This is a genomic window from Azospirillum sp. TSO22-1 (assembly GCF_003116015.1).
GTDB lineage: Bacteria > Pseudomonadota > Alphaproteobacteria > Azospirillales > Azospirillaceae > Azospirillum.
The window spans coordinates 1-10622 of sequence record NZ_LGQZ01000092.1; the positions used below are offsets into that span (position 1 = coordinate 1).

The 10622-nt window shown below is 65.9% G+C and carries 10 protein-coding genes and 2 pseudogenes; 7 read left to right on the top strand and 5 right to left on the bottom strand.

Features of this window, described 5'->3' with window-relative positions; genetic code table 11:
• From TSO221_RS35600 to groL, 5 genes and pseudogenes are all read left to right on the top strand, one after another.
• Positions 1-383: pseudogene (locus tag TSO221_RS35600) on the top strand (class I poly(R)-hydroxyalkanoic acid synthase); the annotation flags it as partial.
• Positions 384-647: 264 nt separating this feature from the next.
• Complete coding sequence (locus TSO221_RS23120) at positions 648-1067, top strand: CBS domain-containing protein (protein WP_109120880.1); 420 nt, start codon at positions 648-650, stop codon at positions 1065-1067.
• 94 nt (positions 1068-1161) lie between these two features.
• Positions 1162-2316 (top strand): complex I NDUFA9 subunit family protein, encoded by a 1155-nt coding sequence (locus tag TSO221_RS23125; protein WP_109120888.1) that lies wholly within the window; start codon positions 1162-1164, stop codon positions 2314-2316.
• Positions 2317-2493: 177 nt separating this feature from the next.
• Positions 2494-2793, top strand: a complete 300-nt coding sequence (locus tag TSO221_RS23130; RefSeq protein WP_109120881.1) for a co-chaperone GroES — start codon at positions 2494-2496, stop codon at positions 2791-2793.
• 37 nt (positions 2794-2830) lie between these two features.
• Positions 2831-4465, top strand: a complete 1635-nt coding sequence (gene groL, locus TSO221_RS23135; protein ID WP_109120882.1) for a chaperonin GroEL — start codon at positions 2831-2833, stop codon at positions 4463-4465.
• A 540-nt stretch (positions 4466-5005) separates the two neighbouring features.
• Here groL and TSO221_RS36050 read toward each other — a convergent pair.
• The 5 genes and pseudogenes from TSO221_RS36050 to TSO221_RS23155 all read right to left on the bottom strand — a co-directional run bounded on the left by TSO221_RS36050 (position 5006) and on the right by TSO221_RS23155 (position 8828).
• On the bottom strand, positions 5006-5251 hold the full coding sequence (locus tag TSO221_RS36050; protein WP_199229589.1) for a hypothetical protein: 246 nt from the start codon (positions 5249-5251) through the stop codon (positions 5006-5008).
• A pseudogene (locus tag TSO221_RS23140) lies at positions 5250-5898 on the bottom strand (IS701 family transposase); the annotation flags it as partial. The pseudogene TSO221_RS23140 and the gene TSO221_RS36050, both read right to left, overlap by 2 nt.
• Positions 5899-5911: 13 nt before the next feature.
• Positions 5912-6538, bottom strand: a complete 627-nt coding sequence (locus tag TSO221_RS23145) for a nucleotidyl transferase AbiEii/AbiGii toxin family protein (protein ID WP_158284192.1) — start codon at positions 6536-6538, stop codon at positions 5912-5914.
• 10 nt (positions 6539-6548) lie between these two features.
• Positions 6549-7010, bottom strand: coding sequence for a hypothetical protein (locus TSO221_RS23150; protein WP_109120884.1), 462 nt, complete (start codon positions 7008-7010; stop codon positions 6549-6551).
• 996 nt (positions 7011-8006) lie between these two features.
• Positions 8007-8828, bottom strand: coding sequence for an IS5 family transposase (locus tag TSO221_RS23155; protein WP_109120885.1), 822 nt, complete (start codon positions 8826-8828; stop codon positions 8007-8009).
• Between the two features lie 449 nt (positions 8829-9277).
• On the opposite strand from TSO221_RS23155, the gene TSO221_RS23160 reads away from it, so the two are divergent.
• Both TSO221_RS23160 and TSO221_RS23165 read left to right on the top strand, forming a co-directional pair.
• Positions 9278-10069 (top strand): hypothetical protein, encoded by a 792-nt coding sequence (locus TSO221_RS23160; RefSeq protein ID WP_109120886.1) that lies wholly within the window; start codon positions 9278-9280, stop codon positions 10067-10069.
• A 135-nt stretch (positions 10070-10204) separates the two neighbouring features.
• The coding region (locus tag TSO221_RS23165) for a hypothetical protein (protein WP_109120887.1) at positions 10205-10622 on the top strand (418 nt) is incomplete at its 3' end.

A 10622-nucleotide genomic window follows, 5' to 3' on the forward strand; every position in this document is an offset into this window, starting at 1 on the left:
TCGACCTCGGGCGCATCCCGCAGGACGTCTACGCGGTCGGCGCGGAGAAGGACCACATCGTGCCCTGGGATGCCGCGTGGCGCGTCACCCGACTGCTCAAGGGGAGCACGGTGCGTTACGTGCTGGCGTCGAGCGGGCACATCGCCGGCATCATCAACCCGCCCGGCGGCAAGGGCACCTATTGGATCAACGACGCCGGGGAACCCGGCGCGACCGCACAGGCGTGGCGCGAGAAGGCCACCGCGCACAGCGGCAGTTGGTGGACGGACTGGACGGCATGGCTGGCCGAACGCTCGGGTCGAAAAGGAAAGCCGCCGACGCTGGGCAGTGCGGCACATCCCCCGCTCGCCGACGCGCCCGGCACCTACGTGCTGGAAAAGTAATCCTCCATCGTTGCCAAGCTGCCCCGCAGGCAGGCGGATGCGGCCATACCGCGGGGGGCAGGACCGCCATCCGGTCATCGCCACAGTGATTTAGTTTTTGCTGGGCCGGGGGCGTGTGGTTGGCGGGACCCGGCCGGGGCTGCGCCATGTCCGCCGTTCCATACCACCAAATCGAGACATACCCGTTATTCCTATGACGTACTTCCGGTTCCTCCCCCATTTGTTGTTGTGCGGCTGTCCCATCAGTCGTGAAAGGAGACCAGGATGACACGCAGGATTCAGGATGTCATGCGCGTCCATGAGGTGGCGATCCTGCCGCCCTCGGCCACCGTCCACGCGGCGGCGGAGGCGATGGCGTCCCGCCACCAGTGCGCGGTGCTCATCATGGCCACGGACCGTCTGGACGGTATTCTCACCGAGCAGGACGTGGTCCGCCGCGTCGTAGCCGAACGGCGCGATCCCGACAAGGTCACCCTCGCCGAGGTGATGACGCCGTGTCCGGACACGATCTCCCCCACCGATGCCGCACTCAAGGGGCTCCGGATGATGGAAGATGGTGGCTACCGGCATCTGCCGGTCATCCACAAGGGGCGCGTCGTCGGGCTGATCTCACGCGTCGACTTCATCGGCGAGGAGAAGACCGAGCTTGAGAGCGAACGCCACTATTGGGACACGATCGGGTAGCTGCGGCACGCGGCTTGGCCGCCCCTGCGCGACCGTACCCTCATGAGTTCGCGAACCGTTGCAACAGAGCCGGGCTCCTCTCAGGACTGCTATGATGGGCGACGTCGAACCCAGCGCCCCGGATTGTTGGAGGCTCGTCACCGTTTTCGGCGGGAGCGGCTTTCTCGGCCGCCGAATCGTGCGTCATCTCCTTGCCCGGGGGTTTGCCGTGCGGACCGCCTCGCGGCATCCGGAACGGGGCAAGACGCTGTTCCCGGCAGACCAACCGGGGCTGCAAGCGGTGGCGGCGGACGTGCAGGATGAGGCCGCGGTGACCACGGCCCTTGCCGGAGCCTACGGTGCCGTCAATGCGGTCAGCCTCTATGCCGAGCACGGCCGGGAGACCTTCACCGCGGTCCACATCGAGGGAGCGGCGCGCATCGCCAGACGAGCGCGTGAGGCCGGCGTGGAGCGGCTGGTGCACGTCTCGGGCATTGGCGCCGATGCGGACTCCTCCTCGCCCTATATCAAGGCGCGCGGGCGAGGCGAACTGGCGGTGAGAGAGGCTTTCGCAGACGCGACGCTTGTCCGGCCGGCGGTCATGTTCGGAGCGGATGACGCATTTTTGACGACCGTGGTGAAGCTCGTCCGGACCCTGCCGCTCTACCCGATGTTCGGCAGGGGACGGAGCCGGCTCCAGCCGGTCTTCGTGGACGACGTCGCCGACGCGATTGCGCGCGTTCTGGACGGCTCGGCCGGAGCGGCGAGTATCTGCTACGAATTCGGCGGACCGCGCGTCTACACCTATAAGGAACTGCTCCAGACCATTGCCGATGCGACCGGTGTCCGCATCAGAACGGTGCCGGTGCCGTTCGCCTTATGGCAGGCTTTGGCTCTGATCGCCGAACATCTGCCCGGCACGCCACTGACGCGCCATCAGGTCGCGCTCCTGCGGCACGACACCATCGCTACGGGCGCTTGGCCCGGCTTGCGGGAGCTTTCCATCACGCCCATGGCACTGGAAGCCGTCGTGCCGAACGTCGCGAGCCGGATGAAAAACGCCCTGCAGGAGCGCGGTCCGGAAGGCATGGCTGGCGGGCCCGCGGCATGTTTTCAGAGCGGTCAGACCGTTGTGCTGGTTCCCACGGGCGATGCGGTGCTCATCCTGGGTGTCCGGAGAAGTCGCCTCGAAGGATGGCTCTACATCATCGAACTGGCCGGAAGTCACGTGGAGGTGCGCGAGTCCTATTTGCGCATGCCCGGACCATGACGAGCAAAGAGCGGCCTATTCACCCGGATGTCTTGATCGGATCGAAAGTCGCTGAACACGGCCCCAAGGTGCGATCGCCTTCGATGCAACAAGGTCGTGCCACCCCTTCCCACTTGCGCCTGAGCGCTTTCGGATCAGGATTGCTGAAAACGGCAAAAGAACGATGGGAGAAAGGACATGAATTTTCGCCCTCTGCATGACCGCGTGGTCATTCGCCGCATCGAGAGCAAGGAGAGGACGCCTGGGGGCATTCTCATCCCCGACACCGCCAAGGAGAAGCCCCAGGAAGGCGAGGTGGTAGCCGTCGGTCCCGGCGCTCGCGGCGAGGCCGGCAAGATCCACCCGCTCGATGTGACGGCAGGCGATCGGATCCTGTTTGGTAAATGGTCCGGTACCGAGGTCCGCATCGACGGCATCGAGTACCTGATCATGAAGGAGTCGGACCTCCTCGGCGTGCTGGAAACCTCCTGTCACTGAGAGCACGACCAACGTGAATCCTTTTGAGGGAAAAGCCATGACTGCCAAGGACGTGCGTTTTGCAGCGGATGCTCGCGACAAGATGCTGCGGGGTATCGACATCCTGGCCAATGCGGTCAAGGTCACGCTGGGTCCGAAGGGCCGGAACGTTGTGCTGGAGAAGAGCTTCGGTGCGCCACGGATCACCAAGGACGGCGTCACCGTCGCCAAGGAGATCGAACTCCCGGACAGGTTCGAGAACATGGGCGCGCAGATGGTGCGCGAGGTGGCCTCGAAGACCAGCAGCGAGGCCGGCGACGGCACCACCACGGCGACCGTGCTGGCCCAGGCGATCGTGCGCGAAGGCGTCCGGTCGGTGGCCGCCGGCATGAACCCGATGGACCTCAAGCGCGGCATCGACATGGCCGTCGAGGCCGTGGTCGCCGACATCCGCAGCCGCGCCAAGAAGGTCTCGACCAACGAGGAGATCGCCCAGGTCGGCACCATCTCCGCCAATGGCGACCGGGAGGTCGGCGAGATGCTCGCCCGCGCCATGGAGAAGGTCGGCAACGAGGGCGTGATCACGGTCGAGGAGGCCAAGGGCCTGGAAACCGAGCTCGACATCGTCGAAGGCATGCAGTTCGACCGTGGCTATCTGAGCCCATACTTCGTGACCAACGCCGAGAAGATGATCGCGGAGTTGGAGGACGCCTATGTCCTGCTGCACGAGAAAAAGCTCTCCGGTCTGCAGGCGCTGCTGCCGGTTCTCGAGGCGGTGGTGCAGTCCGGCCGTCCGTTGCTGATCGTGGCGGAGGACGTCGAGGGCGAGGCGCTGGCCACGCTGGTGGTCAACAAACTGCGCGGCGGGCTCAAGGTGGCGGCCGTGAAGGCGCCTGGGTTTGGCGACCGGCGCAAGGCGATGCTCGAGGATATCGCCATCCTCACCGGCGGTCAGGTGATCTCCGAGGACCTCGGCATCAAGCTCGAGAACATCACCGTGGAGATGCTCGGGCGGGCCAAACGCATTCGGATCGACAAGGAGAACACCACCCTCATCGACGGTGCGGGAGCGAAGGAGGCCATCGAGGCTCGGATCAAGCAGATCAAGCAGCAGGTCGAGGAGACGACCTCGGACTACGACCGTGAGAAGCTGCAGGAGCGGTTGGCCAAGCTGGCCGGCGGGGTGGCCGTGATCCGGGTCGGCGGGGGATCGGAAGTCGAGGTGAAGGAGCGCAAGGACCGCGTCGAGGATGCCATGCATGCGACCCGCGCAGCCGTCGAGGAGGGCATTGTCGCCGGCGGTGGCACGGCACTCCTCTATGCAGCGCGTGTTCTTGAGCATCTCCAACCGGGCAATGAAGACCAACGCGTCGGCATCGAGATCATTCGCCGTGCCCTGAAGGCGCCTGCGCGTCAGATCGTGGAGAACGCCGGGATGGACGGCTCGGTCGTGCTTGGCAAGCTGACCGACCAGGGGAACGTCAACTTCGGTTTCGACGCCCAGGCTGGCCAGTTCGGCGATCTGGTCAAGGCCGGCATCATCGATCCCGCCAAGGTCGTGCGGGTTGCTCTGCAGGATGCCGCCTCAGTTGCCGGCCTTCTCGTCACCACCGAGGCCATGGTCGCCGAGAAGCCTGAAAAGGCTACCACCGGCGCACCCGGTATGGGCGGTATGGGCGGCATGGACTTCTAGCGAAAAGGGCAGCCGCGCGACCTTAATTCTTTGATTGCGGGTACGGGAGGCATGCCCCTCCAAAAGAGGGATCATCGGCAACGGCGTTGATGAGTTTCTCTGTCGGCTCTGTGGTTCTTTCCGAGGTCGGGACGGGCCGCCTCACCATAGCGTATGACGGCTCTGGTCTTCCAAGGCGCGTAGCGAACGCGCCGGGAGGGCGGCGCCAAGCAGAGTCGCGGAAGGACCATCGCTTCGTCCCGGCAGCGACCTCTCCGCCGCTGAGGCGGATCACCTTTACGAACAGCTTGCCTGATTTCCTGGGCCGAGTTTTGGCTGTGCGGTCGCTCAGCGAGGAAGACAGCTTCGAGCCGTGCGTGATTGATCGGGGCACATGCGTCAGGAGCGTGCCTTAGCTGCTGGCCGTCGGGCGCGTCAAATGGAAACCGATGGCAGCGTCAATTCTCGGTGGTTGGGTGCCCGCACGTCATTCGTCTCTCCGACGCCGAACCCACGTGAGATGAGTTCGACATAGGTGGTTGCGCGCCCCCGCAACCACCTTTACCGAACACGACCTCTCCCGAAGGCCGGACGCACCAGCGCCGCCTTCTTCGTATGCGCGCCGAGGCCCAACGTCAGCAGCGCCACGATGTCGCCCTCCAGGTCCATCTCGAACGTCCGCGTGTCGGTGCCGCTGAACCTCACCGCCACCCGTTCGATGAGCGGGCGCAGCAGATCGCGTGCCTCCGTCCGCCGCTCCGCATCCGCCAACGTCCCCGCCAGATCGCTGATCCGGTCGCGGTACAACCCAGGCGAAGGGCACCCCGGCGGTGATCGTCCGGCGCACCATGGCCGCGGCGATGGCCGGTTTGGTGGCGAAGCGCACGTTCTCCGGCACGTGGGCCTTGGCGAAGCGGTCCGGGTTGCCCGTCCAATCCTTGGGCAGGGAGAGCTGGCGGTCGATGAAGGCGTGCCCCTTGGACGAGGCGTAAGCGGCGAAGACACCGATCTGGCAGTTGGTGATCTTGCCCGCCGAGCCGGTGTACTGGCGCCCAACGCCGCAGGACGCCTTGCCCTGCTTGAGAAAGCCGGTTTCGTTGATGACCAGCGTGGCGTCCGGCTCGGCCAGGACGTCGAGGACGTAGTCACGCACGACGTCGCGCAGCGCGTCGGCATCCCAAGAGGCGCGGCAGAGCACGGCCTGCTGGCGCCAGGGCCCCGTTTCGCCCGCGGCCTCAGCCCGCATCCACCCGGTCTTGCGCCGCTTCGGACCGAGCAGCCCGTCCAGGAACGCGCCGGCTGACGCCGCGGTGCAGGCCCTGCAGGAACAGTGGCCGCAGCCGGGCCTTGGCACCGCGCAACTCGCTTGACCACAGCCCCAGCAGGTCCTCGATGGCCATAGCGGACCTGGCGACCTCCCAAAACCTGGGGCAACAGGCGGGAGGCCGCTTCATCGCAACTGTAATGCTAGGGAGACGGGAGCGGGGGAGGCGGCTCCGCTTTCCAGGCGGACAGGAACGCCAAGACGTTCTCGGGTGCGCTCCGGTCCATGTAACGGCGACCATGCTCGGTCGGGTTGATGTCGTCGGCAGCCTTGGCCTCGTATACCGGCATCAGGTGGCTGATACGGTCGATGACCTTGTCCAGTTTGTCCTCAACCTCCGGAAGGGTCGTCCACAGCGCGTCGGGGTGGTGTTCCAGCACCGCGGCGACGTCGAAGATGTCGCGCACCTTGAAGGTCGACGGCCGGTAGAAGACCTTCTTGATGGCGATTTCCCAAGGCGTTTCCAGACAGATGCTCCGACCCTCGAACTCCCACGCGGTGTAGGGGGCTTCGGTGCGCCTGCCGCCGACGATGAAGTCGATCTCACCCTCGGCCAAGTTGAGTTTCAGGTACTGGCCCGGATACTCGAACTTCCGCCCGCCGAGGAGTTCCCGGGTGACCGGGTTCCGCGCCGGCGTCAGGTCGCGGACGACGTCGGAGTTCGGCACGAAGGCGTCGATGTCGTAACTGATGCGGTGAGCGAGATGGACGGCCAGCGCCGTCCCTCCGCCGAAGGTCCACACCGGCGGCTCCTTCAAGGAGTCGATCAACCGGATGGTGTCACGCAGCAGGTCTCGCCAGTGCGAGGTCCGCCATCTCCCGGACCCAAGGGATTGCTCGGCCATCGGTTACCCTCCACGTGCGCGCCGCCCGGTACAGATCCTCGAAGGTGAAAACCTTGGCGAGCACCAGGTCGTGGATCGACTCTACCGAGACTTCGTCAAAGAATGCCTCGATGTGCGGACGCCATTCCGGTGCCGGCCGCTCGGTGAGCAGGCATTGCACCAACGTCTCCCCGTCAATGGGCTTCGGCCGCGGAGCGTTGATCGTGCCCAGGACGAAGTCGAGATGCCGCTGTGCGTCGCGCGCCCGCTTCTGGGCAGCACGGTAGCGCTCGCCGACGAAATGGATGTCGGCGCGGGCCACGACGGGCACCTGGACCTCGGCACGGTGGATGCGGCGGTCGTTCTTCTGAGCGGAGCGGTAACGCTTCACCCGGATCCCAGCGGTCTTGTCGGCCATCGCCAGCCTCCATTCCTGCACACGCGATACGCCTGAATGTAGCGTAACCGGATCACGCCCTCAAGATTGGTGGCGAGGCTGGACGCGGCTACGGGCAGGGCAACGCCGGTTCGGCCAGAGTGGCGGGGTCCGGCACCGGGATCCTCACGTCGTCGACCACGACCACATGGCCGAGGCGATGCAGCCCCTCCAGCAATGCTAGCCCTGGTGGTCGCGCTCCTTTATTTTGAGCTTGCACATGCGCCGAAGGGGATAGGAAAGGCGCCTTGCATGGTGGTACAAACAGGTGGTACAAAGCTGTTCGACGACGGTTGCTAAGCCTCTGGAATCGTTCGGGTAACCGCTGAAAATCTCGCTTCCCCTTGGGGACGCCACTTCCAAGGAAGTGAGCATTGTCAACAGGTTGGTGCGAAGCGCCGATCCTGTTCTGGCACAGTGTCCTGGCACAATCCCTGTCACACTGGATGGCGCACAGCGTAGGCCCTGCTTGGTGCCGCGTTGCTGACCTCGATTGCGAGCTGGGATCGCGATTCGCAAATCGTGGCGGCGATGTGATACGGCCGGCGCCTGAAGGCGTCGTCCGTATGACCCTCTCGATCAATGCTACGGTATTGATCTGCCGGGTTTTACCGGCGGCGCCCAATGGAAGTGTTCAAGCGCCGCCGGTATGAGTTGCATCAATCTGGCCTACAGCCAGTATGGACTTGCATGATGTGTCGTGGTGCTGATGCCAACCTCTACGCGATACCTGACACCAACGACTTCCCGAGACCAGTACCATCAGTCAGCGCGCGCTACGTCTCAGTTTCGCTTGTGTATCACCGTGCAACCCGAGACCATACCCACGGTAGACTCTGACTGGGGGATGTGTCGTGCCGGCGTTTGTTGACAGCTTCGGGTTGACTGAAAATCCGTTCGAGTACTACGTCGCTGAGAACGAGCCGAACATCGACGAGTATGCCGTAAGAGCCCGTTTGAGAACGGAGAGGGTCGCGGTCAGGTTGTGAGGCGTCGGAGCATGATGGAGCCCATGGCGACGTAGATCATGCCCTCGGAGACGTCGATGCGAGCCTCGTAATCGCGGACGAGGCGGCGCCAAGGCACCATCCACCCGAAGCTGCGCTCGACCACCCAGCGGCGCGGCAGCACTTGGAAGCCCTCTTGCCCGCTCAAGCGCCGGATCACGGCGACGGTGAAGTCGAGGAAGGCCGCCTTGCTGAGCAGGCGACCCCGGTCGTAGGCGCCGTCACCGAACAGGTGGCGCAGCCAGGGCCAGCGTTTGCGCAGCGCGTCCAGGATCAGCTGGGCGCCGGCGGAATCCGACAGGTCGGCCGCGGTGAGGCGAACCATCAGCAGCCGGCCGTCGGTGTCCACCGCGATGTGGCGCTTGCGTCCGGTGACCTTCTTGCCGGCGTCGTAGCCCCGTTCCGGAGCGTTCGGCGCCTTGACCGACTGGCTGTCCAGGATGGCGCCGGTCGGACTGGCGGCGCGGCCGGCGATCTCGCGGTCGAGCATGAGGGCGAGATCGTGGATGGTGCGGAACAGCAGGCGCCGCACCAGACGGCGGAACCACCAGTAGACCGTCTGCCAGGGTGGAAAGTCCTTGGGCAGCATGCGCCAGCCGCAGCTCGTGCGCGCCAGATAGCGGATGGCGTTCAGAACCTCCCGCAGATCGACACTGCGCCGTCGCCCCGTCTTGGACGGGCGCGGCAGCAAGGGTTCGATCAGGATCCACTCCGTGTCCGTCAGGTCCGTCGGGTACCGTTGCGACCGCCGTTCCTGCCGCGCCTGCTTCGCTCGATGAGCCGTCGTCCACATCGCCTGCCTCCCGCATCCACACGGAAAACAGGCAAACCGTTGTTCTCAAACGGGCTCTCAGAGCACCATTAGGCTTATTCGCGTTCTGGTAGGCGCTGAACGACCTCTCTTGCGCTCGATGTATGTTAAGGCCAACAGTGGGCTCAAACGACAATAGGTCTTCCGGGCAGGTGCATCTGCAACCTGCCGCGGGTTTGCATACGCGCCCTAGTGTAGCGGCGTCGCCCCCAAAGGACGGCCGCAGGCTTGGCAGCCGCCACGCCGTGCAGTTCGGCCAGCACTGCGGCGCGCTCCTCCTCGACGCGCCGCCACGCCTGCCACAACGACCATGCGTCCGCCGGCCTGTGCATGACTCACGTCCTACGATGGGACCGCGGGACAAAACGGCAACGCTTCCGCTTCCATCGGTCAGGGGTCAATCGAACGGGGTGGTGAAGATGGACGGGTGCATGACGAATGCCGATCTGCGGACGCTGGGCTACGCGCTGCCGGAGGTGCCAGTGGTGCCGGCTGGCCCGCGGTTCCTGGTCGAGACGCTGACCATGCCGGCCGGCCCGCATGTCGGGCTGCAGAACGCTGCACGGGACGCTCTGTGCAGCGCCGCAGTGGGGCGCGGCGTCACGCCGGTCATCAGCGCCACGTGGGAGGACTTGGAGGCGCTGAACCGTGCCAACCTCGGATCGTGGCTGCCGCTGATGCGCAGGCCGGACGGCTCGGACTGGTTCTGGCTCGGCGCTGTCGATGAGCGCGGCGAGGTAGTGGCGACGCAGGGCGCCGCCTTGGTGGACTGCACCGTGGCCAGCTTCGGCGACCGGCTGTCTGACCTGTCGTTCTTCAGCGGTCGGCGGGCGCCCGGGGAGCGGTGCTTCTGTGCCAGTCCAACGGCGTTCGAGACGCGCGGCCGGGTGGCCTACGTCACGGCCGGCTGGACGCATCCCGACGCGCGCGGGCGCGGGTTGTTCCCGCTGCTCGGCCGGCTGGTGCGCCTGGTGGCCTGGGCGCGCTGGGCGCCGTCCTGGTGGGTGGGCATGGTCTCCGACGCGGTGGCGCCGCAGTGGAGCGAGGCGAAGGCCGGGCGCCGCTTCCTGGAGTCGCGCCCGACGATCCTCTACCAGAACCCAGCGGCCGGCTTCGACTACCCGCCATATCGGCTGCTGCGGTTCTGCCGGGCCGGGGTGCTGCTCGACCTGCAGGAGGTGAGTGCCGCCGGAAGCCGCACGACGCCGAACGCAGCGGCGTGACCGCAGAGGAGCGGGAAGGGAAGTGCATCGCCTTGTGGCCCGGCTCACATCAGCCTTGGGCGCGGATCGGTAGGGTCCGGTCATCGAGACAACGCGCCGGACACACAGCGCCGGCCCCACCCAGGAGACCACACCATGATCCGCACCTCCCTGCTCGCCGGCTTCGCCACCCTCGCCCTGCTGTCGGCCCCGGCCATGGCGCAGAACGTGTCGAACGTGTCGAACACCGCCGCCGGCATCGGCAACACCGCCAGCCAGAGCGTCACCACCATGCAGCGCGGTGGCGGTCTGCTGGGCGGCCCGAACGTCGCCAACGTGGCGAACACGGCGGCCGGGATCGGCAACACCGCCTCGCAGGGCGTCTTCGTCGGCCAGCGCTCCGGTGGGCTGTTCCCCGGCGGCTCGATGGCGAACGTCTCCAACACCGCGGCGGGCATCGGCAACACGGCGGCGCAAGGCGCCACCGTCCTGCAGCGCTCGGGTGGCCGCACGCCCTTCGGTGGCCCGAACCTCGCCAACGTGCAGAACCTCTCCGCCGGCATCGGCAACTTCG

Excerpts from the sequence above, each read along its gene's own strand:
- TSO221_RS23120 (WP_109120880.1), top strand. The coding sequence starts at position 648 with ATGACACGCAGGATTCAGGATGTCATGCGCGTCCATGAGGTGGCGATC.
- TSO221_RS23125 (WP_109120888.1), top strand. The coding sequence starts at position 1,162 with ATGGGCGACGTCGAACCCAGCGCCCCGGATTGTTGGAGGCTCGTCACC.
- TSO221_RS23130 (WP_109120881.1), top strand. The coding sequence starts at position 2,494 with ATGAATTTTCGCCCTCTGCATGACCGCGTGGTCATTCGCCGCATCGAG.
- groL (WP_109120882.1), top strand. The coding sequence starts at position 2,831 with ATGACTGCCAAGGACGTGCGTTTTGCAGCGGATGCTCGCGACAAGATG.
- TSO221_RS23150 (WP_109120884.1), bottom strand. The coding sequence starts at position 7,010 with ATGGCCGACAAGACCGCTGGGATCCGGGTGAAGCGTTACCGCTCCGCT.
- TSO221_RS23155 (WP_109120885.1), bottom strand. The coding sequence starts at position 8,828 with ATGTGGACGACGGCTCATCGAGCGAAGCAGGCGCGGCAGGAACGGCGG.
- TSO221_RS23160 (WP_109120886.1), top strand. The coding sequence starts at position 9,278 with ATGACGAATGCCGATCTGCGGACGCTGGGCTACGCGCTGCCGGAGGTG.